Here is a 21,920-nt window from a genome sequence, read left to right as displayed (position 1 = left end):
TCTGTTGTGACTAATTGGATGGTGTGCTTTTATCTAAGGAGGTCAGTTCAGCCTCTTTGATTTGATTTTTTATGTATTTTTCAAACTCTAAGCATAACACTTTTAACCCCTGAGCATCCTCATTGTGCTCAAGAAGGCGCTGGCTGTAATAATCGAGGCTGTTCAGGATCCGGGTAAGAATTTCATCATTCAGGCTGCGTTTGTGTACTCTTGCCATGACTCTGACTTCTTCGGCAAGATTGTCCGGAATACGCATAGTATATCCGGATGCCTTACCCTGAATTAATATCCGTTGTCCTTCACGCCATACCCATAATCGCTCTTCTTCAGAATGTACTGGTATTGCTGCTTTCTTATTTTCTTCAGGCTCTCCTGTTTGTTTTGCCAGCCATTCATCGAATTTTATGGCCAGGGCGATTAATCTTTCTGCGCGTGCTGTTTGTATCAGGGGTTTATCAGGCTGGTAATTCAGGGAGACCTGTAAACGAATAATGATTTCATCATTGATGCTTCTTTCCCCAATGCGTGCACACACACGCAATTCTGTCAGCAGGCTTTCAGGTGCCCGAAGCCTGACTTCCACGATAGTACCCGGTTCGAACTTCCTTGGTCGCCCCCGGATTTCTGACCCTTTATCACTACTTTTCATAGCATTAGTTTCCGGACTCACGGAGCCTACGCCCGTCAGACAAGCGTACCCATGACCGCATTCGGATGTTTCTTATTCTTTTAAAAATGATGTGATTGCGATCACAGATTTACTTTTTAAGTTCATGGGAGGATAACAATTACGTAAACACCGATTTACGTATCTTGAATATTGTTTACAAACCCGGAGATTTATTGATGAGTTTATATGGCAATGCCTTAGCCAGAAGGGGACGGGCGGTAGCGTCTTTTTTTGGCACCGTCAGAAATAAATTTGCGTTAGGGCGTGAATTTAATTTAAGTCATAAATTGAAGTCAGGTTGTAAATTTGAATTAAGGCGTGTCTGGCATATTATCAGTGCTTTTGCGCTGGCACTGATGCTGACCAAAATAGCGCATGCCTCAGGAACGGATTTACTTTCATCGCAAAATACAACGGTGAATGCGACATTCGGATCTGATTCATCGATCGTGAAATGGTTTTATATCGGTGAAATTGTGATTGCGTTGTTTACCTACATCAAAGTCCGTTCGCCACTGGTCTTTCTCGGACTGGTACTCTGCATCATTTTCACCCGTATTGGTTTTGCTATCGCGAGCTGATGATGAACGGGGAACTGGATAAATATCTTTTCCCGGAAACCCTCAACGACCAGACCCGTTATTTTGGCCTTCCGATTGATGAATTTATTGTGGTGGCACCGCTGAATCTGCTGGGGGTTCTCTACAGTATGTCTGTCACTCTGGGGGCCACTTCTGCGGCTCTGTGGTTACTGGTCAGGTACCTTAAAAAAGGGCAGGGATCCTACTGGATGCTGAATTTCTGTTACTGGCATCTCCCGTCCTTTCTTTTTAAGGTTACCTTCCGCCAGATACCTGATTCAGGTTTCCGGCACTGGAGGGCGTAATTCCTGTGAAATTCAAAATTAAGGGGAACCGCGATAAACAAATAGGGCTGGCGTTTATTACGCTCTCTGCACTTTTTGTGATGAGCGTTGCCGGGAATGTGCTCTCGGGCTCATTAGCCTGGCATTTTTATAAAACCCGCGACACCATCATTACCCCGATGGCCTACAACCAGCCCTACCGACTGAACACCTATGGGGGCGACACCACCGCCCTCAGCATGTTCGCGATGTCTTTCGCATCACTGCGTCTGTCTGTCAGCCCGGAGAGCATCGATACCAGCCACAGGGTATTGCTGAGGTTTGTTCCGTCAGAGAGCCGTGATGCGCTGAAAAAAGTGCTGGATGTGGAAGCCGACCGCATCAAGAAAGGAGGGATCACCACCCGTTTTGATCTACAGAGCCTGAGTCAGACTGAGGATGGCGCCATGGCGATGACGGTTAAACTGTCTTCGTCCACCACCAATGGCGGCATCACCACCGCTTTGCCTGACCAGCTCAGAACCTACCGCATCAACATGGCCTATGAGAACGGCATCATCCGCCTTCTTGAGTTCTCCGAGCTAAAACCCACCACCACGTAAACTGATACAGGAACTGCCAATGAAACTTCGCATTTCACCGGCAGCTGCTGCAGTGTTCGTTGCATTTGGTTTCTTTACCAGCGGCCTTCGGGCCGCTACTGGCCCCGCTGGTATTCCATTCGAGAACGATGCCTCCTTCTCCGCCGTTCTCAGCAACACAAATCCCAATAAAATTGTCATCGACGGGGAATTGATAACACGCATCAGCGGCCCATCAGGGGCCTATGACGGCAATACGACCGTGACCGAAGACGGCGCCCTGATTTTCTCACCGCTTACCTCCCAGAATTTTACGGTCTTCCTGGAAACAGAGAAGGGGGCTTCCCTGAGCCTGAATGTGCAGCCCAGACCCGTAACCGGGCGAACGCTGCGGTTCACGCCCGTCTCGCCACCTGCGCGCAAAAATGATGATGCCCGGGCCTGGGAAGAAGGGCAGAGCTATGAAAAGACCCTGGTGGCCATCTCCAGGGCGGTGTCTCAGGGCGACGTACCGGATGACTTTACGGAGTATTCGGTCAGCCGCATGGCACCTTACACGCCAGATGTCGGGTTATCGCTGACGGCAGAGCGCCAGTTGGTCGGATCACATTTTCGTGTGGTGCGTTTCCGGCTGAGAAACCCGGGGTATGTGACCCGGACTCTGAGGGAACGGGATTTCTGGAAGAAAGGGGTCCGGGGCGTCATGCTCTCGACCCGACAGCTGTATGTGGGCGGAGAAGGATTTGTCTGGGTCATTTTCTCTGACGAGGGTGTGAACAACCAATGAGCCTCAACATCAACAAACTCACGCAGCGCAGACAGCTCGCCATTTTCATCGGCGTGGTGCTGGTGGCGGGGGCTGCGAGTGCCGGGGTCATGTATTTCGGCAACAGCAACAAGGCCGGGCAGACCCGGCCCGCCACACCCGTGCCGAATATGACCGGCGTGATTACCCCGGCTTTTGATGCGCAGTTGAACGCATCCGCGCTGGCTCAACAGCAGTCAAAAACCTCAGCACTGGAAAGTCAGATGACCCTGCTGACCCAACAGGTTGCGCAGGATAAACAGACGTTTGCAGACAGTATCGCCAAAAAAGATGCCCAGATTGCAGCGCTGACCCGTCAGATGGAAGAGCAGGAGCAGGCTCGGCAACATGCTCCGCAGACACCGCCTTCGGATCCGACTGTGCCCTTACCGGGCGCGTTGGCCGCCGGTCAGACTCGTGCGCCGCAGTACGCGGTGACCCCGGCAGGGGGGATGAATCCCGGGCAGGGTGCGGGATTTTATCCTGGTGGATCGGGGCGGGTGGCGTTGGGCGGGCTCGATACCAAAACGTTCTCTTATGCCAGCATGGAGAAAAAAGCCCCAAAACTCCCCTGGATTTCGTCCGGCTCGTTTTCGGATGCGGTGATGATCGAAGGCGCGGATGCCAACGCCAGCGTGACCGGTCAGCAGAACACCAATCCGGTGACGTTTCGTCTGCTCGGCAAGGTGCAAATGCCGAACAACAAGGAATATGACATGAACGGCTGCTTTGTGACGGGGGAAATTTGGGGGGATATTTCCAGCGAACGTGGGGATGCCCGGACCAGCAACATCAGTTGCAAGCTCAAAAATGGCAAAAACATCGATATGCCGTTCAAGGGGCATGTCAGCTATCAGGGCAAGGGCGGTATACGTGGCAAGCCGGTGATGCGTAACGGCAAGATAATCGGTTATGCCGGTGCGGCCGGGTTTATCTCCGGGATTGGCTCCGGGATCCTGTCTGCCGGAAAACCGGCGGTGGGACTGGGGGCGACTGCCAGCGTCAGCGGGATGGATATTCTCAAGCAGGGGATTGGCGGTGGCGCGGAGAAAGCGGCGGATAACCTCAGTCAGTACTGGATCAAGCTGGCTGAACAGTTCCATCCGGTGATTGATATCGGTGCCGGCAACCTGGTGACGGTGGTCTTCCAGCAAGGATTCCGCCTCGAAACACTGGAAGACAATGAAGAAGAGAAGGCCAGAGAGGCCGCACCGTCTGCCGGTACGAAGGTCCAGACCGCGGCGACTGCCGCTGTGGCACCCACGACCGCATCGACCACAACGGTGGGCAATCTGAATCCGGATGATGTGCTGCGTCAGGCAAGCCAGCTGCGTCTTGGCGATACCATTAACTGAGGGAAATCTATGCTGCGATTGTCAGTGAAATCCTGTGTCCTGGCGCTTGCCCTCTGTACGTCGGTGTTTCCCGTCTCCCGGGGGCATGCGGCTGGGTACAGCACGTTATTACCGGGCTGGCTGACCGGAGAAGAAGAGACGCAAAAGGCCCACTTTGCCACAGCCAAAGCGACTGCGCTGGCAGATAAAGACGCGTGGCATGCCTGGGAGTTGTTGTCATCCCGGGTGCCTGACGATTTATCCGATGAGGTTCGGGAACAATACCGGCAATTCGGTACGTCTCTGGTGTTGCAGGCCGCAAAACAAAACAACCCGGAGGCCCTGGAACTGGTGTTCGAACGGGATGATGTCAGTGAGTTTACTGACGCTCGCCCGACGCTTGCGGCAACACTTATCCGGCTGGCCGGACAGTCTTCAGGCGCGCGCAGTGACAGGACGCTGCTGGAAATGGCCGGGGATGTGTTACAGGAGGGGAAGTGGACCGTCAGGAACAGCCTGCGAGCCGCTGCCTTCTATGCGATGGCCTGGCGTGCCGGGTCAAATGATGCACCGTCAAGGTTGTTTTCTCTCTACAGCGAACTGAATGACCCTGGCAGCGCCTACCTCTGGAAGCTTCGCTGTACCGGCAGTTGTTACATTGCAGGTGATCTGAATAAGCCTGATCTCTTTCTGAACACACGACAGATACAGTGGATCCAGAAGCAGGCGGCAGACAACAGCATTCTGACCATCAACGGCCTTGTTGCCCGAAAGGAGCTTCAGTGAAAATGCAGGTTTTCCGGCTGTGTTGTGTGGTGCTGACTACGGTCTGGTGCCTGGCGGGCTCAGCGGCGATAGCGGGCAAAATATCCGGGCAACGTTCGGGTCTGTCCTCATCCCGTGGGTTTGCGGTCAAAGCCGCATCGCGGCCCGCCCCGTCTGGTCCGGTAAATTACGGGCGTTTTACGCCACGGACTTCGGCGCCATCGGATCTGCCAGCATCCGGCAATGCTTCCCGGGGCTACACCTCCGTTCTGGACAGGAGCACAACCCGGCCCTCTGAAAAACTTCAGACGGTCATCCGTGAAAAGGAAAGCCACGGGCCTGGCTGGGTGGGAACCGGGCTACTGGTATGGCTGCTTAGCCAGCATGATCTCTCTTCCTCTGATCGTGCATGGATCCAGCAACAGATCAACGACACCCGCGAGAAGAAGGCGGAAACATCACCGTTACCTGAACCTGAGCTCTCCGATGTGGTGTTCAACTGGACATATCCACCTGTGTTTCATGCGGGTGAAAAGGCTGACATTGTCGTCACTGCTGCCATGGGCATGGCGCAGAAACCCGTTCCCGTCAGTTGCACGCTGAATGACGTTCACAGTGACAGCACGGGAAATAGCGCAAATCTGGCGTGGAACCCTGCCCATGACATGGCCGCCGTAATGTGCTGTGAAGCCGATGGCCTGAGTGATATGCGACTTTTTAGCACGGAGGGTATGAACAGCCACTGAAGCCCTGTTGCCAGACCCCGCTCCGCAGATCTTAACCTCTTTCCTGTCGTGACCCCCGAGTTTTCCTGAAGCCTTCGCTTCAACCCATCATCTCCTGGAGTTATCCCTATGAAAAATCTGTTCAGTGCTGCGGTTATCTGCAGCGCGTTGGCCGGTTGCGCCGGTATGAATTCAGACTTTGATTGCAACAAAACCACCACCGACCAGTGCCTGACCATGACCGAGGCAAACAAACTGGCGGCACAGGGCAAGAGTCTGGATGACCTGAGTGCGGGTACACCGGTAAAAAAGCCTGCGGGTGAACCCCTTCCGGCACTGCAAAACACGGCACCTGGGGTCAGTCCTTACCGACCCGTCTCCGTCGCAGCAACCGGCATTCCCGCGGTGAAGCCACTGACGACAACGAGCACGGTATCGTCATTGACCGGTAAACCTGTGGCCCCCGTCCTGCTGGTTGGACCTGCACCGCGTTCGAATGATGCAGGTCGGGTGGTCGCACAGCGTATTCCCGATGCCACACAGCGCCTCTGGGTTGCCCCGTGGATAGATACTGATGACAACCTGCATCAGCCTGCCGTCGTGGAATTTGTGAAAAACAAATCCCACTGGGATCAGGATTATCGCGTCATTTCTGAAGGTGATGACTGAGCGGTCAACAACCGCCTGTCCGGACTGTTAACCACGAAGGATTTGCATCATGAGTGAAACCATTGTCGATACCCTGATGGGACTGCTGAAGAGTACCCAGGAGAAAGACGGCGCCCGGGTCGCCCGACAGAATCTGCAGGACTCCTACGATTACCCCTCCTTTGCCGCAGCACTTCCCTATCGCTATTACGACGATGCCAACGACTTCTTTATCAACACCGGGACGATGGGCTTCATTCTGGAAGCGGCCCCTTTGCCGGGTGCTAATGAACAGGTCATTGCGGCGCTGGATGACATGCTGCGCAAAAAAATCCCGCGCCAGGTGCCTCTGTCAGTGATTCTGGTGGCCAGTAAATGTGTCGGTGAACGCATCGACCAGGGGGTGAGCCGGGATATGTGGAGCGGCAATATGGCACCGTATCTCAATCAGATAACCCGGGCGTTCTGGGAACGTTCAGCCCTGAAGGGGCTGGCGAATAAGCGCGAATATCCACTTTATCTGCGTAATTACCGGGTGTTTTTTGTGTACGGGCGTACCGTCAAAAAGCTCAACCAGCAGGTTCTGGATGAGCTCACTCAGCAGCGCAACACGATCAAGGTGTCACTGGATGCGGCGCGCATCGAAACCAAAAACACCACCATCACTGATTTTCTGTCGGTGATGCGCGAGCTGACGAACTACCGCGAAGAGCAGGTGATGTCGTCGAGCCCGGGTTATAACGAGTTCGAAGAGATTAATCGTCAGGTTCCCGACGCCGGGATTGATGTGAAGGTCCGGCCTAATTACATCCGCCTCGAACTGCCGGAATATACCGATGGCAACCACGCCGAAAGCCGCGCGAAACGTATACCGGCCTCGGCGTGCCGCGTCATCAATATGCAGCTGAACAAGCCGCCGACACGGTTTGCGTTGTGGCAGAACGCCGATAACCTGCAAAACCTGCGCTTTCCCGATCTCGGCATACCCTGTCCCTTTATGCTGACCTGGACCGTGGAGGTCGAGGAGCAGACCAAAGTCCAGGGAGAGGCGTTCCGCCGGGATACGGATCTCAGTAAGAAAGCCAATTCCGCTTATGCTCAGCTGTTTCCGGGTACCCGACGTGCGGCAGCGGAGTGGCGCGCACTGCGGGAACAACTTGGCACGAACGAAGCCGCGCTGTGCCGCGTCTATTTCAACCTGACGCTGTTTGCGCCGGATAACGATCAGGATGCATTGTCCTGTGAGCTGGCGGCGGTGAACGTGTTCCGTAAAAACGACCTGGAACTGTCCACCATTCAGTATCAGCAGATGCGTAACTGGCTGGCCTGTATGCCGTTTGTGATGCATGAAGGTATGTGGGAAGACCTGAAGGCAACCGGTGCCACACTGCGCTGTAAGAGCTGGAATGCTGTCAATCTGATGCCGGTGGTGGCTGAACGCAGCCTTTCTTACAGCGGTATGCCGCTACCGACCTACCGCAATCAGGTGGCGTTTTTCGATATGTTCGGCGAAGAGAATGGTGCCACCAACTTTAACATCGCCATCACGGGCACGTCCGGGGCCGGAAAATCGTTTCTGACGCAGGGGATCCTTCGGGATGTGCTGAACGCGGGCGGTTACGCCTGGGTTATCGATATGGGTGACAGTTATAAAAACTACTGTCACCAGGCAGGCGGCGTCTACCTCGACGGGGCGCAGCTGCGGTTTAATCCGTTCTATGGCGTGAAAGATATTAAAGATTCCGCCGAAGGGATCGCCCTGTTGCTGAGTGTGCTCGCCAGTCCGCAGGAGAAACTGGACAGCGTCTGCGAAGCCATCCTGCAGCATGCGGTGGAAGCGGCCTGGGAGGCCAAAAAAGACAAAGCCCGCATTGATGATGTGCATGCGTATCTGACCAGTACCGCTCTTCAGGAAGAGTTCGCCGGCAAACCGACCATCATTGCCCGCCTGGCTGAGCTTGCCATGTTGCTTGAGACCTACTGCACCTGGGGGGCGAACGGTGAGTACTTCAATGCTGATGTGCCGACCCTGAACAGCGAAACCCGATTTGCGGTGCTGGAGCTTCTGAGCCTTGAGAACAAACCGAAGCTGCTGAGCGCCATCCTGTTCTCACTCATTCTGTCGATTCAGCAAAAGATGTACCACAGCCCGCGCAGCCTGAAGAAGGTGTGCATCATTGATGAAGCCTGGCGTCTGCTCGGCGGCTCGAACCCGCAGGCGGCGAAGTTTATCGAAACCGGCTATCGCACGGTGCGCCGTCACCGTGGTGCCTTTGTCACCATCACGCAGGGCATCAAAGACTTTACGGCCAGCAAAGAGGCCGAGGCGGCCTGGAACAACAGCGGGACCAAAATCACGCTGCTGCAGGATGCCAAAGCTTTCAAAACCTACCTGGCCGAGAACCCTGAGCAATTCAATGATACCGAAAAGGAGGTCATCAAATACTTCCAGAAGGCTATCGATACCGGCTTCAGCTCGTTGCTGATCAACGTCGGAGAGGTCAGTTCCTTCCATCGTCTGTTTGTGGATCCTGTCACCCGCGCGATGTTCAGTTCGAAAGGTGTCGATTTCGAGTTTATGCAGGATGCACAAAAACAGGGGGCGACCCCGGAGGAAGCCGCGTATCTGCTGGCAGAGAAAGATTTTGGCCCTGAGCTTAAGGAGCTTGAAGAATGGGTGAAAGCCGCATGAGTGAGCCCGATAACACCGACAATGCAACCGGGAAGGTGACGTCCGACACCCCTGACACGGTTAAAGAAAGCCTTCGGCCCGGGTATCTGGCGTCCCCCCTTCTGCGTCATGGTCTGCTCAGTGTCATGCTGGCGGTCATTGTGGTGGGCACGGCATGGCTGACGGCCAGAACGGTCGCGCCGGAGGTGGTTGTGTTTGATATGAAAGGCACGATGGATCTGTTTATTCAGCAGGCGCTGGTGCAAAAGCTGCCGGAGAATCAGTCGAAGCGCCTGATGATGCGATTTAACCGTGCCATGACGGACAGCCTGCAAGCCTGGCAGGCGAACCACCATGCCGTCATTCTGGTGGCGGCCGCCGTGGTGAGCAGCCAGCCCGATATCACCCTGGACATCCGCAATGATATTGCACAGCGCATGCAGGCAGGTGGCCAGTGAAGTGCCGCACGCCACTGGCGCTGCTACTGGGAATACTGGCCTTTGGGCTGCAGGCAAAAGACCTGGGAACGTGGGGACAACTCTGGCCACCGTCTGAACCGGATCTGCTGACGTTCATCCAGGACCGGATGAAATCAATGGAAGAGAGCGGGGAGATGGCCCGACTGAAGCGTGAAGCCATCGCTCGGGTGAAACGACATGCCGTTCGTCCGCCCGCGGTGCCCGGCCTGACCCCTGCTGTTGACTATCGTGCGTCCCTGCTGGATCCCACCTTCACCGTTGCTGAAACCGTGACGGACCTGCAGGGGAACGTCATCGCGCGTAAGGGGGATCGCGTCAACCCGCTGGACAGGGTCCCGTATCACCAGACGCTCTACTTTATCGATGGCGATAATCCGGACCAAATCCGCTGGATACGCCGTCAGATTGCCGGCAAGACCGACTTTAAAATCATTCTGGTCAACGGGAATATCAAAGAGACGAGCGACGCACTCGATGAACAAATCTTCTTCGATCAGGCGGGAGTGCTGACCACAAAGTTCGGTTTCGAACATACCCCTGTCCGCGTCACCCGTGATGACCGACAACTCAAAATTGAAGAAATCCCTGTAACAGGAGAGAAGAAATGACCGCCACCACCCTGGGTGACCTTTTCCCCGAACTGGCAGCATACCGTCCACAGTGTCCGGCTCGTTCGCCGAAAGTCCCGGCAAAGTCTCCGCGAGGGACAGCGCAGATCCTTAAATCGCTGTATCCGGAGCTCAATGGCTGGGATCCGTTTTATGTGACGTCCGCCTGGATCTACTGGGGCCGCGTCAGCGGTATCGCGTTAAGCAAGCCGGATGTCAGGGATGAACGCTTTCCCACCTTTCTCGTGAATGCTATCCACTCGAAAATGCTGGAACAGGAAACCGCGTCGAAACGCCGGATACGGAAGGAGAGTGTCATCGATGCTATTTTTCGGGCCATACAACTGTCGCAGGACGAGGTGCAATAGCCATGAGTTACGTTGATTATGCCGGTCTTGTGGCGTTTATCCTCATTGGCGGCATTGCCGTGGGGTTGTCTGCCGGTTCCATTATCAGAACCCTGGTTCAGGCAAATATGTCGACGTTGCCACAGTCGGAACCAGCCTCTCAGCCTTTACCGTTCTTTGGCTGCCCGGAGGATGCTTGTGCGGTGCATCAGTTTGCCAATACCGATTATTACCGTCATATGCTGGCGGCACTGGAAAACGCGTTGCACCAGGAAGGCTATGAGCTCTCCCGTGCGCCTGAACATCAGGTTGTTTTGCCCCGCGGTGTCCGCAAACGTATCGCCCGGCATGTGTTTATGGCGCGCGATAAATATCTGGCACCACAACAGCGTGACAGCACCATCGCAGAAAAGGCCGCGTTGAGTGAAGAGGACGGTTTTTCCGGACAGTGGCTGGATATTTTGCTCAAAGGGTGTGCCAGTCAGGGATGGATTATTGCCCCGCGATCTGCCTGGGCTGCCCAGGCTTACCCGTTGCGCCAGGTGGAAATTATCGTCCGGATGGTTGCGCCCTCAGTCACCCGGGATGCGGTTCGCTGCCTGTCAGAGCTTGCCAGAATGGTTCGCGACGATCCTTTCCCCGACACCCTTGCCGGTTCACGGCAATCGAAAACGGTTGATGACACATTGCGCTACGATGTGACGCGGATGCTGTGCGACCACGCACCCGGCTGGTTTCCTGATGCGGCCGGGACGGCGCTCCCTGCTGATATCGCTTCCGGGCACGCTCTGCCGTCATACTTATCACCCTCCCGGTATTTTATTGTCAGGGCGCAGGGCACCCGTCACACCACACAGGCATTTCTGGCCGCCGGGATTGAACAGGCAGCGGAGCGTATTGGTGCAGGCGAACACCAGGGGGCGCAATACGATGATGATGCCGGTTACGCCTTCTTCGTGAGTTCGCCTGCAACAGATGACTGATGTGAACCCTACTTTAAACAAGGCCATGCGATGAAAAATACGACAGCTAAAAAGGGGAAGCGAACGACCATTCGCAGCAGCCGCTTCGATGATAATGCCGTGGCCAGAATGGAAGAGATGTTGCAGGAAAATCCGCTGGTCAAGCCTTCCATTCTCATTCGTGCAGGGATCCTTGCCCTGTACCGGATGGAAAAAAGTGACAGATATCAGGTGATTCTGGACGCTGCTGCTCACTGACCTTCTTTTTTCTGATGCCCGCGCGTCCGCGCAGGCTCTCCCTTAAGGATTTCACGATGATTCTCTCTGATGTCACCAGGGCGATGGCGGCCGTGCGCTTTTTTCAGGAGGCACGATGCGTCGTTGCATGCTGGTACTGACTGTTGCCCTGTTTTTACCGCTGCTTTTTCTCTCCCGACCCGCTGCAGCGGATACCAGTAATGCAGGTGATGGTCGGTGGGTGAACCCCATTTCGGATGTGTGCTGGAAATGCCTGTTTCCGATGTCGCTTGGCAGTATCCGTCTGGCCAATGGCCCTCAACCGGATACCACCAATCCGGCGTCGCCCATCCAGATTTGCCCCTATGGCATTTTCTACCGTATGGGGCTGGCGATTGGTTACTGGGAGCCCACCTCAATGTCAGATGTGACGCGGGAGCCTGGCGTCATGGTGAACATGGGGGGATTTAAGATAAATCTCGGGCGCACAGGCACCGGCACGGCGGGGCAGAGTGACAGGCCTGCTGCGGGCACCTTCTACCATGTTCACTGGTACAAATACCCGCTGATTTACTGGCTGAATATCATCACCAGCGCGGGGTGTTTTCAGGGCGGGGATATGGATATCAGCTATTTATCGGAAGTGGATCCGCTGTGGAATGACAGCACGCTGTCGATGATTATCAACCCCGAAGCGACGTTGTTTGGCAACCTGATTGCCCAGGCGGCCTGCGCAGCTGATGCTGCATCGAGTTCTGCCGGTCTGCCGCTATCGCCACTGTTCTGGTGTGCGGGCGCGCAGGGATCGATTTATCCCCTGACGGGCTATACCAGCGGGGAATTTTCACCGCTGGAATCCTCGCTTCTGGTCTCCGAGCGCATGGCCTTCAAGCTGCACCGTGAAGGTCTGGTGATGAACACGGTCGGGGCAGATCTCGCGGTCTGCTACGAATATCCCTCACCGATCATCCCCAAAGAGCGATGGCGATACCAGATGGTCAATATGTATCCCGAGACCAGCAGCTGCCATGCGTTCGGTGCCAGCACACAGATTTGGGGTACCACCCACAGCACACCGACATCGAAAAAGAACTTTGGTTATCTCCTCTGGCGTAAACGTAACTGCGTCTATACGTAAGGATTTTCCCCATGAAACGAGCCCTGGTCACGACCCTGATTTTCAGCGGTCTGTGCGTCACGATGCCTGCCCTTCGGGCAGGTGAGCCGATGTCCATTACGCCACAGGACAGGATCTGGATGAAGCAACAGCAGCAGGCGCTGGCAGAGTTCAAAGACAGTCTGAAAGACCAGATGATCAATCTTCCTCCCGCGCAACAGTCCCTGGTTCCCCACTATTCTGATGATGTGCGTCGCTCTCAGGGGGCTGACAGTGGCGCGCACGCGTTTCCTGCTATCTATTTTGTCAGCCTTGGGATCCCCGAGGCGGGGTTGCTGCCGATGCTGGATGATGCCCGTCATTTTGGCGTCCCGGCCACCATCCGTGGCTGGATCGATAACGATCTGCGCAAAACCGCTTCGCGGGTGTTTGAGCTCACCAAAAAGAAGAAAGACATTGGTGTTCAGATAGATCCGACGCTTTTTCAGCAGTATGGCATTACGGCTGTACCGGCCCTGGTGGTCACGTGTCCCGGGCATTTTGACGTGATTAAGGGGAGTCTGCCCCTTCACGATATGCTGCAGAAAGTGGCTGAGCAGGGGGAATGTCAGTCTGTTGCACGGGAATTGCTGGAGGCATCGCGATGAAATGGGTATTGCCTACCCTTGTGTGCCTGGTGTCGCTGCAGGCATTTTCCGATGACAATCAGGATGCTTATAACGCCGGCGCCAGCTTCGGAAAGGGTAACGCCACTCAGGGGACCGGGAGCCTCAGTAATACCGGCACGGTGACCAGTACCATTCCGGGGTATACCAGCAATCCCCCACAAAGCAGCTATTACGGTGGTGTGCAGGGGGGGGATGGTGGCATTGCCGACAAAGGGCAAACGAATCTGCAGACGAACGATGCCGGGCAGGAGGTGATCAGTTCAGGTACCACCAATCCACCCCCGACGATCGATCCCAATGCCACGTTTATTACCACCGGCAAAAATGCCGAAAGCAGTGCTGGTAGTATTGTGGACGGGACAAACAGTCAGTGCACATCGGTCTCGGTGTCGAAATCGACCTTTGAGAATTACACCTGCGATAAAGATGTGTCGTCGGTGGAAGCCTGCACCCGCACGGCGACGCCGAGTGGACATATGGAAAGCTCAACCGTACTGAAAACCATCACCATCACCAACGGCGACTGGAATTTATCCTATGACCTCAACCGGACCGTCTATTTTTCATTCACATCGCCCTATACGGGGCCGATTATCAACGCGTCATTGCAATTACACTTTGACGACAAATTAATGAACTTTGTGATTAATTTCTGGGGAATAGATGAAAACCCCGACCCGGCAAATGATATTTCATGGCCGTTGCCGCAGGCCGCCGGATACGAGCTAATTCAGGGCAGAGAGTCCCCGGTTGGTTCGATTTATAACGATAACTGCTTGCCAGCGAGTGCCTCCCGTTGCCGGGATTACGCACAAAAAACCTATAACTGGTTCAAAAGCCCGGGAACTGAAGCGGCGTTAACCATGACGATAACGGTGCAGGCGCAGGAGAGCCACTGGGTTCCTGAAGTTTCCTGGTCTGAATCCTGCCCGTTCAATAAGTCCCAGGGCAAGGCAACAGGCTCCGTCTGTACAGTGCCTGGCGGAAACCGTACCGTTACGCAAAATGGCCAGAATTACACGGTGTACAGCGACTGCTGGCAGTATGAAGACGATTATACGGTGCCCACCTCGTCGGCGGGCACCTGTAGCTCTCTGACCAGTAATCCGCAATGTACCGTGTCAAAGCAGACCTGCAGCGAGTCGACCGACGGGCAGTGTACGCATATGACCTACACCTGGCAGTGTCAGAAAACCTATTCTTCTGGCGGGCTGATGTGCGGAGGAACCTATTTTTGCCAGTCGGGATCCTGTGATGACGCCAACGGCGCCGGAGACAACGGTTTCGATGTCGCGGTATCGAAGCTGGCGGGGCTGGCCTCGGCAGGAGATGACGTTGCGGCCAATCAGGATGCGGTCAATGTGACCGCCTTCACCGGCGAAGATATGAGCTGTCGTAAGGCTGCCGCGGGTTTTTCCAACTGTTGTAAAGACTCCGGCTGGGGATCGGATGTTGGATTGTCCAAATGCAACAGCGACGAACTGGCTCTGGGGAAAGCAAAGGCCAAAAAGGTGACGGTCAGTGTTGGCGAACGGTGCGATCACGCGGTAATCGGCGTTTGCCTGCAGAAAAGCCAGGTTTACTGTGTCTTTCAGGGGAAACTCGCCCGCATCATTCAGGAACAAGGTCGACGTGACCAGTTAGGCGTCAGTTTTGGCTCTGGCGACAATCCGAGTTGTCGGGGGATAACCGTCCCTGAGTTGCAGAAGATCGACTTCGACAAAATCAACTTCTCCGATTTTTACGAAGACCTGATGAATAACCAGAAAGTCCCGAATACGGACGTCATGGTGAAGCAGGTTAAGGACAGGATTGCAGCACAGGTTCAGCAGCAACAGAAAAGCGGAGGGTAAGAATGAAACCTCTTTTTGCCACACTCGCCATTTTACTTTGTCTGCCGGTGTATGCCGACGATATTGTCCCGTCAGCCAGCCCGTTTACAGGCTGGCACTGGTACAACGAACCTGTAACGAAACCCGCGCCACCTGTGGCTGCACGGTCACCTGACGCGCCATCACCAGCCGTGCCCGATTTGAGCAAACTGTCGGCCGTTGAACAGGCAAAGGTTCTGCGTGGCTATACGATGGAGGCGCTGAATCGTGCGATTTTGTATCCCACGGCGGAAAACACGGCGACCTACCTGCGCTGGCAGAAGTTCTGGACCGACAGGGGGTCAATGTTCAGCCAGTCCTTTGCCGCCGCACAACTGCGGCATCCTGAACTGGATTACAACCTCGAATATCCGCATTACAACAGCATGGCTTCGTATGTTCAGACGCGGGATCAGCAGCAGCGACAGACCGCAATTGGAGAACTGGCTCAGAAATACGGGCTGTTTTACTTCTACCGGGGGGCTGATCCTGTTGATGTGCAGATGGCGGGGGTGGTGGCGGACTTCGCAAAACTCAATCACCTCTCGCTTATTCCGGTCTCGATTGACGGTCAGATGGCACCCTCTGTACCTGACACTCGTCAGGATACGGGCCAGAGCCGGGCGATGAACGTCAGAGCGTATCCCGCGCTGTACCTCGTTTCACCCAAAACAAGGGATTATCGCGCGCTGGCTTACGGCTTCATGACTCAGGATGACCTGGCAAAACGCTTCCTCGATGTGGCTACCGGCTTCAAACCCAACTTCTGAAGGATCCAACGATGAAAACGCTCCGTTATGTACCGCCGGTTTACCGGGCTGTGACGTTCAGTTTTATCACGTTCCCCGCCAGTATTCTGGTTGGTCTGTTTTTGCTGACCCTGCTGATGAGCTCACCTGCCGGACTGTTTATTTCGACGGCCCGCACCCTGCTTGACGGGGCTTCCCCGACACAGGTTATGAGCTGTAAACGTACCAATGAAGCACCACCAGTTGATCTTCCGGCCATTTCACAACCCGGTAAACCTGTGCGTTGCGAGCCTGAAGCGATAGATGCCAGAGCGTGGATTATTGACACTGACTTCGCTATTCGCCGCCAGTATCTGGTCATCGTCTTAATCGGAATGACGGGTTGGGTAATCAGAAAGCTGTTTCGATCTGAGGAGAGGTAAGCCATGAAATCCTTAAGTCTGCCACTCGGCCTGTTTTTCTGGGGCATGGTGCTGAAGTGCCTCAGTGAAGCGATGGAGCTGTCTGTGACGGTGTCTCAGGCTGCGGTAAAATGGATCGGGTATGGATTATGGCTGTGTGCACTGTTGTTGGTGCTCCGTCGTCTGTGTCGGCCAGTGCTGAAAGAGGCTGATGTTCCTCAACCGGAGGAGCATCAGTCATGAAGACAACAGGGTTGTTTGCGGGTCTTTTGCTGGTCAGTGCCGGCGTGCACGCTGGTCCGACCTTGCGCGATCAGATTGCCGCACTGGAGGCCGGGAAAGGGAGTCAGACCGCTACCATTCCACAGCCAGATGCACCCGTGGAAAAGCAGGGCTATAAGATGCTGTTACCGGACGGCAGGGTAGCTGATATGGCACAGTACGCTGTGGTGTTGTTTATGCAGGCACACTGTCAGTACAGCGCTAAGTTCGATCCGCAACTGAAAGGCTGGGCCGACCAGCATGGCATCAAAGTCTGGGCTTACTCCCTGGATGGTGGGGGAGACCCGTCATTTCCGGTGCCATTGATCCCGCGAAAATCGGATCCGCGCTCCACGGTTCCCATTGCTGACGAGATAGTGACATTTTTTGGCAACGGATTACCCATTGCCACACCGACGGCCTTTATGGTGAACGTCACCACTCTGAAAGCCTACCCGCTCACGCAGGGTGTCATGGATATTCCTGTCCTGGAAGGGCGATATGCCAGCCTCATCCAGGCTGATCTTGACCAGCTGGATCCTCGCGACCTTCCGCCCTTACCGGCCAGCACCCAGGTCACCCCTCAGTAACACAACCGGATATCATCATGAATACACACATGTATGCATCACTGCATTCCGAACACGGCTGGCTGACGCTCAATGTTGTTCTGCCTCTGCAGGTAAAGGAGGGGTAATGCCAGGGGTTTTGAAAACACTTATAGCGGTGGGGGCCATCTTTCTGACAGGCCTGGCCGAGACCTCCGCCCGGGCGGATGTGAATGGTGACCTGAATGGATTTTTCGGCAGCCTGGGTTACAGCGGAAATGTCACTCAGGCACAAGCCTGGCAGGGACAGGCGGCGGGATACTTCACGGGCGGCTCGGTCTATCTGCGCAACCCGGTGAAAAATGTCCAGTTAATCTCCATGCAGGTGCCCTCGCTGAACGCCGGTTGTGGTGGGATAGACGCCTACCTGGGGGCATTTTCCATGATAAGCGGTGCTGAAATTCAGCGCTTCGTTAAGCAAATCATGAGCAATGCGGCAGGTTATGCCTTTGATCTTGCGCTGCAGACCATGGTTCCGGAGCTGAAACAGGCCAAAGACTTCCTGCAAAAACTTGCCACTGATATTAACTCGACGAACATGAGTTCCTGCCAGGCGGCTCAGGGCATCATTGGTGGACTGTGGCCGGTGACACAGGTCTCCCAGCAGAAGATCTGCCAGGACATTGCCGGGGAGCAGAATGTGTTTGCTGACTGGGCGGCGTCCCGCCAGGGCTGTACCGTTGGTGGGCAGAGCGACAGCGTGACCGGTCGGGCGAACGGTCAGGAGAAAGACCAGGTTCTGAAGAATAAAAACCTGATCTGGGATGCGCTCGGGCGGAACCATCTTTTTGACAGCAACCGCGAGCTGAAAGAACTGGTGATGAGCACGGTCGGCTCGATCATCTTCAACAAGGACGGGAGTGTCACCATTCTGACACCGCTGGTTGATAACCGCGACCTGGTAAAAGTGCTGATGCGGGGAGGGAGCGCCCGGGTTTACGGCTGTGACGAGGCGACACTGTGTCTTGGACCGGTGGTCACCAACATTAACATCATCGAAAGCAACGCACTGGTGACGCTGGTCAAAAACCTGATGCTGTCGATGCAGAGCAAGCTGACCGACGATAGGGCGCTTACCGATCAGGAGAAGGGATTTGTGAACACCACGTCGGTCCCTGTGCTCAAGTACCTCACCAACGCCCAGAGTATGGGCATGAGCGGTACCTATCTCATACAGGTGGCGGATTTCATCGCCCAGGATCTGATGATCCAGTATCTGCAGGAGCTGGTGAAGCAGGCGAGCTTGTCCTTGTCCGGGAAGAATTTTCCCGAAGAAGCTGCAAACCAGCTGCGCGATAACGTGATACATGCCCAGGGCCTGCTTGCGGATATGAAGCTGCAGTCAGCAGCGGATCAGAATGCGCTCGATGGCATCGACCGTAATATGCAGTACCTGCAGCAGCAGGTCAGCACCATTATTTCCGGCTCATATCAGAGCAATTATCACTGGGGGACACCCTGATGCTTGAGGTCTACACGATTTATGGCGGTGATATGTGGCGACAGGCCTTCAACGCCGTTGTCACCCTCCTCGGAACAAGTACCTGGGGAACCCTGCTACGGATGGCAGGCACTTTTGCGGTGCTGGGTATGGCGCTGACCTTTATGAAATCCCGAAACCCGATGGTCTTCGTGAACTGGCTGGCCATCTTTATGCTAATCACTTCCGTGCTGCTGGTTCCGAAACGCAGCGTGCAGATCATTGACGTCACAGACAGGGCGTCGGTGTATGTGGTGGACAATGTACCGGTGGGGCTGGCGTCCATAGCGCATTTATCGACGTCCGTGGGGTATCACATGGCGGTACTGTATGACTATGTGATGGCAAGGCCTGACTCTGTCACCTACACCAAAACGGGGATGCTGTTTGGTTCTCAGATAGTGGCGGAAACCAGCGATTTTCGTACTCAGAATCCGGATCTGGCGCAGATGCTCCCGGACTATGTTGAGAACTGTGTGATCGGCGATATTTTGCTGAACAACAAATACACGGTGAACCAGCTGCTCAACACGACTGATCCGCTGGGGCTTATCACCAGTAATCCCAGCCCGCTGCGCGGGATCTACAAAACAGCCGGCGGTGTGCGCCAGTTTGAAACCTGCCAAAATGCAGCAACGGACATTAAAGCGCTGGCGAACACGGATGCACAGCCTGGCAGCGCGACGGCGACATGGCTTGCCTCGAAAATATTTGGTAACCGGGTCAATGCCACCACTCTGCTGGCCAATGCGATGGGCGACAGCTATGGCTATTTCTATGCCGGCGGCCTGAGTGCATCGCAGATCATGAAAAACAACATCACTAATTCGGCTATTCGTCAGGGGATATCGGGTTTTGCTGCACGTTCATCTGATACGGCAAACCTGGTGAATCTGGCCTCCGAAAGTTCAGCGACCAAACAACGTCTGGCATGGGCCGCGGGGAGCACGCTCGCGACACGAACCCTGCCTTTTGCTCAGTCCCTGCTCATGCTGATCCTGGTCTGCCTGTTTCCGCTGGTTATCGCACTGGCGGCGAGCAATCACAGTATTTTCGGGTTAAACACCCTGAAGCTGTATGTGTGTGGTTTTTTGTATTTTCAGATGTGGCCACTGATGTTCGCCATTCTTAATTTTGCTTCGACGTTCTGGTTACAGACCAAAACAGGAGGAACTCTACTGGTTCTGGCAAACAGAGATCAGGTGGCCTTACAGCACTCGGATGTGGCGAACCTGGCAGGTTATCTGTCGCTTTCCATACCTGTCTTGTCGTTCTACCTCACCAAGGGAGCGTCGGCAATGGGGTCTCAGGTGGCCGGCAGCGTGCTCAGCTCTATGGCCTTCAGCTCTGCAGGGGTTTCCGGTACGACCGCTGATGGCAACTGGTCGTTCAATAATATGTCGATGGACAACCTCGGTCAGAATAAATTTGACAGCAACCTGGTACAGCGGGAGGGGCAGCAAACCTGGCAGGCAGACAACGGGTCGACCCGAACGGTAACGGCCAGCGGGCAGAATGTTATCGACGGCTCCGGGGCGATGTCGAATCTGCCGGTGAGCATGAAGCTGAGTCAGCTCGCGAGCAGTGGGTTTCAGGAATCGGCCAGACAGTCTCAGGTTCAGGCGCAGACTGCGCTGGATGGTTATAACCACAGCGTCAGCAGCGGCTGGTCTCAGCTGAATCAGCTTTCGCACCAGACGGGCAGTAATGACAGCCTGATTAGCGGTAGTGAGAACAGCCTGGGGACAAACACGACGCGCGGGGCCAGCATGATGATGTCAGCGGCAGAGAGTTATGCCAAAGCCAATAACATTTCCACCCAGCAGGCGTATAACAAACTGATGGATATCAGTAGCCAGGGCTCCGCGAATATGGGGGTATCAGCTCAAGGGAAGTGGGACTCGGGGGATCAATTCGCTGGTAAACTTGGAAAATGGACGACAGGTCTTAGCTTTTCTGCAGAAGGACATGTGGGAGGTGAACTGCGCGAGTCAACCGGAAGCTCTCACGGAACCCAGGACACACACGGTAATACAATGGACTTTCGTCATGATAATAGTAGCCAGGCGATTCATGACTTCCGGCAGGGGATGGACATGGTTACCAGCAGTCGCGTAACAGACGGTGCGAACCATACCGATAACGCTGCAACCAGCGATGTGCAGCAGTTTGCTGCTACTCTCAGTTATGCCAAAAGTCAGTACCACCAGTATACGACCAGCACCACGCAAAGTAGTGAATACAGTCGGATGGCTACGCTTGCTCAAAACCAGAGTGCCAGTCTGGATACTAACTACACCCAGGAATTTGTTAACTGGGCCGCCAATAAATACGGTGATAAGGCCCAGACCATGCTGACCAGTGCGCCGTCAGCGCGGGAAGCTGCCGTTGAGTTTGTGGATGAAAGGCTCAAACCCGAGATCATGAGCGATTACGGCCAGAGTCGTAGCGATCTGCATACCGGTGGCACCCATGATGTCTTTACTCCTGGCGTATCCTCATCCTCACCGGGTGAAAGTCCTTCAACTCAGACTTACAACGGCTACTCTAATAACTCGCCGAGAGCGTATTCAGGGGCTTCGCATGACGAATCTTCGGTAAAACGTGGGCTGCATTCGGGCGAACAAGGCAGTGGTATCGGACATTCTGCAAGCCGTGGTTCTCTTGTTGCGCCTGGAGAAAAGGGTATTCACCCCTATGGTAATCCTGTACCCGGAAAGGCTATGAATGATGATTTTGCGCATCATCAGAATGCGTTGAAGCAGAAAAGCGAAGAGGGTTTTGGTTCCGGTAGTGATCTCCCTAAACTGGTAGCAGCACAAAGATCTGCGAATGAACATAAAATCCATGAATCTGCTGAAAATATCGACAAAAACCGTTCCACTGTTCAGACATCCAGTGATATTCTTAAAGATGAAAACCATAGTGCAAAAAGCAGTTTTATTGTCGGACGACAAAACGAAGAACGTGATCAAACAGGTAAAGCTGAGACGTTAAGTGAACCTGATACTGGCAATATGAGCGAACAACTGAAAGCATTGCGGAAAAAAGCTTCCGGAGAGTGATTA

At 54.6% G+C, this 21,920-nt stretch carries 24 protein-coding genes; 23 read left to right on the top strand and 1 reads right to left on the bottom strand.

The genetic code is table 11. The annotated features are described in order from the left end of the window. Positions 1–10: 10 nt before the first annotated feature. Positions 11–649: an Arc family DNA-binding protein gene (locus ACI2I2_RS20010; RefSeq protein WP_404659527.1), complete on the bottom strand. Its 639-nt coding sequence runs from the start codon at positions 647–649 to the stop codon at positions 11–13. Positions 650–846: 197 nt separating this feature from the next. Here ACI2I2_RS20010 and ACI2I2_RS20005 point away from each other — a divergent pair, with 197 nt between their 5' ends. From ACI2I2_RS20005 to traG, 23 genes are all read left to right on the top strand, one after another. Continuing rightward, positions 847–1,251 carry a type IV conjugative transfer system pilin TraA gene (locus ACI2I2_RS20005; RefSeq protein WP_404659526.1) on the top strand — a complete coding sequence of 135 codons (405 nt, stop codon included), beginning with the start codon at positions 847–849 and terminating at the stop codon, positions 1,249–1,251. Positions 1,252–1,253: 2 nt separating this feature from the next. Continuing rightward, complete coding sequence (gene traL / locus ACI2I2_RS20000) at positions 1,254–1,556, top strand: type IV conjugative transfer system protein TraL (RefSeq protein ID WP_404659553.1); 303 nt, start codon at positions 1,254–1,256, stop codon at positions 1,554–1,556. A gap of 5 nt (positions 1,557–1,561) precedes the next feature. Next, positions 1,562–2,137 (top strand): TraE/TraK family type IV conjugative transfer system protein, encoded by a 576-nt coding sequence (locus ACI2I2_RS19995; protein ID WP_404659525.1) that lies wholly within the window; start codon positions 1,562–1,564, stop codon positions 2,135–2,137. 19 nt (positions 2,138–2,156) lie between these two features. Further along, positions 2,157–2,903: a type-F conjugative transfer system secretin TraK gene (gene traK / locus ACI2I2_RS19990; protein ID WP_404659524.1), complete on the top strand. Its 747-nt coding sequence runs from the start codon at positions 2,157–2,159 to the stop codon at positions 2,901–2,903. Beyond that, positions 2,900–4,276 carry an F-type conjugal transfer pilus assembly protein TraB gene (traB, locus tag ACI2I2_RS19985; RefSeq protein WP_404659522.1) on the top strand — a complete coding sequence of 459 codons (1,377 nt, stop codon included), beginning with the start codon at positions 2,900–2,902 and terminating at the stop codon, positions 4,274–4,276. Before traK ends, traB begins: the two co-directional genes overlap by 4 nt. A gap of 9 nt (positions 4,277–4,285) precedes the next feature. Continuing rightward, complete coding sequence (locus tag ACI2I2_RS19980; protein WP_404659521.1) at positions 4,286–5,041, top strand: hypothetical protein; 756 nt, start codon at positions 4,286–4,288, stop codon at positions 5,039–5,041. Then, positions 5,038–5,766: a hypothetical protein gene (locus ACI2I2_RS19975; RefSeq protein WP_404659520.1), complete on the top strand. Its 729-nt coding sequence runs from the start codon at positions 5,038–5,040 to the stop codon at positions 5,764–5,766. The genes ACI2I2_RS19980 and ACI2I2_RS19975 overlap by 4 nt, the downstream gene beginning before the upstream one ends. A 108-nt stretch (positions 5,767–5,874) precedes the next feature. Next, complete coding sequence (traV, locus tag ACI2I2_RS19970; protein ID WP_404659519.1) at positions 5,875–6,414, top strand: type IV conjugative transfer system lipoprotein TraV; 540 nt, start codon at positions 5,875–5,877, stop codon at positions 6,412–6,414. Positions 6,415–6,463: 49 nt separating this feature from the next. Further along, entirely contained in the window at positions 6,464–9,085 is a 2,622-nt protein-coding gene (traC, locus tag ACI2I2_RS19965) for a type IV secretion system protein TraC (protein WP_404659518.1), read from the top strand. Then, positions 9,067–9,522: a type-F conjugative transfer system protein TrbI gene (trbI, locus tag ACI2I2_RS19960; protein ID WP_404659516.1), complete on the top strand. Its 456-nt coding sequence runs from the start codon at positions 9,067–9,069 to the stop codon at positions 9,520–9,522. Before traC ends, trbI begins: the two co-directional genes overlap by 19 nt. Continuing rightward, positions 9,519–10,151: a type-F conjugative transfer system protein TraW gene (gene traW / locus ACI2I2_RS19955; RefSeq protein WP_404659515.1), complete on the top strand. Its 633-nt coding sequence runs from the start codon at positions 9,519–9,521 to the stop codon at positions 10,149–10,151. Before trbI ends, traW begins: the two co-directional genes overlap by 4 nt. Continuing rightward, positions 10,148–10,519 (top strand): hypothetical protein, encoded by a 372-nt coding sequence (locus ACI2I2_RS19950; protein WP_404659514.1) that lies wholly within the window; start codon positions 10,148–10,150, stop codon positions 10,517–10,519. Before traW ends, ACI2I2_RS19950 begins: the two co-directional genes overlap by 4 nt. 2 nt (positions 10,520–10,521) lie before the next feature. Beyond that, positions 10,522–11,481, top strand: coding sequence for a hypothetical protein (locus tag ACI2I2_RS19945; protein ID WP_404659512.1), 960 nt, complete (start codon positions 10,522–10,524; stop codon positions 11,479–11,481). A gap of 30 nt (positions 11,482–11,511) precedes the next feature. Further along, complete coding sequence (locus ACI2I2_RS19940; RefSeq protein WP_404659511.1) at positions 11,512–11,718, top strand: hypothetical protein; 207 nt, start codon at positions 11,512–11,514, stop codon at positions 11,716–11,718. 115 nt (positions 11,719–11,833) lie between these two features. Beyond that, complete coding sequence (traU, locus tag ACI2I2_RS19935) at positions 11,834–12,835, top strand: conjugal transfer pilus assembly protein TraU (RefSeq protein WP_404659509.1); 1,002 nt, start codon at positions 11,834–11,836, stop codon at positions 12,833–12,835. 11 nt (positions 12,836–12,846) lie between these two features. Continuing rightward, complete coding sequence (gene trbC, locus ACI2I2_RS19930; protein ID WP_404659508.1) at positions 12,847–13,461, top strand: type-F conjugative transfer system pilin assembly protein TrbC; 615 nt, start codon at positions 12,847–12,849, stop codon at positions 13,459–13,461. Continuing rightward, positions 13,458–15,335, top strand: coding sequence for a type-F conjugative transfer system mating-pair stabilization protein TraN (gene traN / locus ACI2I2_RS19925; protein ID WP_404659506.1), 1,878 nt, complete (start codon positions 13,458–13,460; stop codon positions 15,333–15,335). The genes trbC and traN overlap by 4 nt, the downstream gene beginning before the upstream one ends. 2 nt (positions 15,336–15,337) lie before the next feature. Continuing rightward, a complete protein-coding gene (gene traF, locus ACI2I2_RS19920) occupies positions 15,338–16,123 on the top strand; it encodes a type-F conjugative transfer system pilin assembly protein TraF (protein ID WP_404659505.1) in 786 nt (261 codons plus the stop codon). Positions 16,124–16,134: 11 nt separating this feature from the next. After that, complete coding sequence (locus tag ACI2I2_RS19915) at positions 16,135–16,524, top strand: hypothetical protein (protein WP_404659503.1); 390 nt, start codon at positions 16,135–16,137, stop codon at positions 16,522–16,524. Between the two features lie 3 nt (positions 16,525–16,527). Next, entirely contained in the window at positions 16,528–16,746 is a 219-nt protein-coding gene (locus ACI2I2_RS19910) for a hypothetical protein (RefSeq protein ID WP_404659502.1), read from the top strand. Beyond that, a complete protein-coding gene (gene traF / locus ACI2I2_RS19905; protein ID WP_404659500.1) occupies positions 16,743–17,354 on the top strand; it encodes a conjugal transfer protein TraF in 612 nt (203 codons plus the stop codon). Before ACI2I2_RS19910 ends, traF (ACI2I2_RS19905) begins: the two co-directional genes overlap by 4 nt. 106 nt (positions 17,355–17,460) lie before the next feature. Next, a complete protein-coding gene (gene traH, locus ACI2I2_RS19900; RefSeq protein ID WP_404659499.1) occupies positions 17,461–18,834 on the top strand; it encodes a conjugal transfer pilus assembly protein TraH in 1,374 nt (457 codons plus the stop codon). Then, positions 18,834–21,917 (top strand): conjugal transfer mating-pair stabilization protein TraG, encoded by a 3,084-nt coding sequence (gene traG, locus ACI2I2_RS19895; RefSeq protein ID WP_404659498.1) that lies wholly within the window; start codon positions 18,834–18,836, stop codon positions 21,915–21,917. Before traH ends, traG begins: the two co-directional genes overlap by 1 nt. The last annotated feature ends 3 nt before the right edge of the window (positions 21,918–21,920 follow it).

Source organism: Scandinavium sp. NPDC088450 (assembly GCF_044900545.1).
In the GTDB taxonomy this organism is placed as follows: Bacteria; Pseudomonadota; Gammaproteobacteria; order Enterobacterales; family Enterobacteriaceae; genus Scandinavium.
This window is presented reverse-complemented; position numbering and strand designations above follow the sequence as displayed.

What these genes read in the sequence shown, in the direction of transcription:
- ACI2I2_RS20010 (WP_404659527.1), bottom strand. Translation starts at nt 649, where the DNA reads ATGAAAAGTAGTGATAAAGGGTCAGAAATCCGGGGGCGACCAAGGAAG.
- ACI2I2_RS20005 (WP_404659526.1), top strand. Translation starts at nt 847, where the DNA reads ATGAGTTTATATGGCAATGCCTTAGCCAGAAGGGGACGGGCGGTAGCG.
- traL (WP_404659553.1), top strand. Translation starts at nt 1,254, where the DNA reads ATGAACGGGGAACTGGATAAATATCTTTTCCCGGAAACCCTCAACGAC.
- traK (WP_404659524.1), top strand. Translation starts at nt 2,157, where the DNA reads ATGAAACTTCGCATTTCACCGGCAGCTGCTGCAGTGTTCGTTGCATTT.
- traB (WP_404659522.1), top strand. Translation starts at nt 2,900, where the DNA reads ATGAGCCTCAACATCAACAAACTCACGCAGCGCAGACAGCTCGCCATT.
- ACI2I2_RS19980 (WP_404659521.1), top strand. Translation starts at nt 4,286, where the DNA reads ATGCTGCGATTGTCAGTGAAATCCTGTGTCCTGGCGCTTGCCCTCTGT.
- traV (WP_404659519.1), top strand. Translation starts at nt 5,875, where the DNA reads ATGAAAAATCTGTTCAGTGCTGCGGTTATCTGCAGCGCGTTGGCCGGT.
- traC (WP_404659518.1), top strand. Translation starts at nt 6,464, where the DNA reads ATGAGTGAAACCATTGTCGATACCCTGATGGGACTGCTGAAGAGTACC.
- trbI (WP_404659516.1), top strand. Translation starts at nt 9,067, where the DNA reads ATGGGTGAAAGCCGCATGAGTGAGCCCGATAACACCGACAATGCAACC.
- ACI2I2_RS19950 (WP_404659514.1), top strand. Translation starts at nt 10,148, where the DNA reads ATGACCGCCACCACCCTGGGTGACCTTTTCCCCGAACTGGCAGCATAC.
- ACI2I2_RS19945 (WP_404659512.1), top strand. Translation starts at nt 10,522, where the DNA reads ATGAGTTACGTTGATTATGCCGGTCTTGTGGCGTTTATCCTCATTGGC.
- ACI2I2_RS19940 (WP_404659511.1), top strand. Translation starts at nt 11,512, where the DNA reads ATGAAAAATACGACAGCTAAAAAGGGGAAGCGAACGACCATTCGCAGC.
- traU (WP_404659509.1), top strand. Translation starts at nt 11,834, where the DNA reads ATGCGTCGTTGCATGCTGGTACTGACTGTTGCCCTGTTTTTACCGCTG.
- trbC (WP_404659508.1), top strand. Translation starts at nt 12,847, where the DNA reads ATGAAACGAGCCCTGGTCACGACCCTGATTTTCAGCGGTCTGTGCGTC.
- traN (WP_404659506.1), top strand. Translation starts at nt 13,458, where the DNA reads ATGAAATGGGTATTGCCTACCCTTGTGTGCCTGGTGTCGCTGCAGGCA.
- traF (WP_404659505.1), top strand. Translation starts at nt 15,338, where the DNA reads ATGAAACCTCTTTTTGCCACACTCGCCATTTTACTTTGTCTGCCGGTG.
- ACI2I2_RS19915 (WP_404659503.1), top strand. Translation starts at nt 16,135, where the DNA reads ATGAAAACGCTCCGTTATGTACCGCCGGTTTACCGGGCTGTGACGTTC.
- ACI2I2_RS19910 (WP_404659502.1), top strand. Translation starts at nt 16,528, where the DNA reads ATGAAATCCTTAAGTCTGCCACTCGGCCTGTTTTTCTGGGGCATGGTG.
- traF (WP_404659500.1), top strand. Translation starts at nt 16,743, where the DNA reads ATGAAGACAACAGGGTTGTTTGCGGGTCTTTTGCTGGTCAGTGCCGGC.
- traH (WP_404659499.1), top strand. Translation starts at nt 17,461, where the DNA reads ATGCCAGGGGTTTTGAAAACACTTATAGCGGTGGGGGCCATCTTTCTG.
- traG (WP_404659498.1), top strand. Translation starts at nt 18,834, where the DNA reads ATGCTTGAGGTCTACACGATTTATGGCGGTGATATGTGGCGACAGGCC.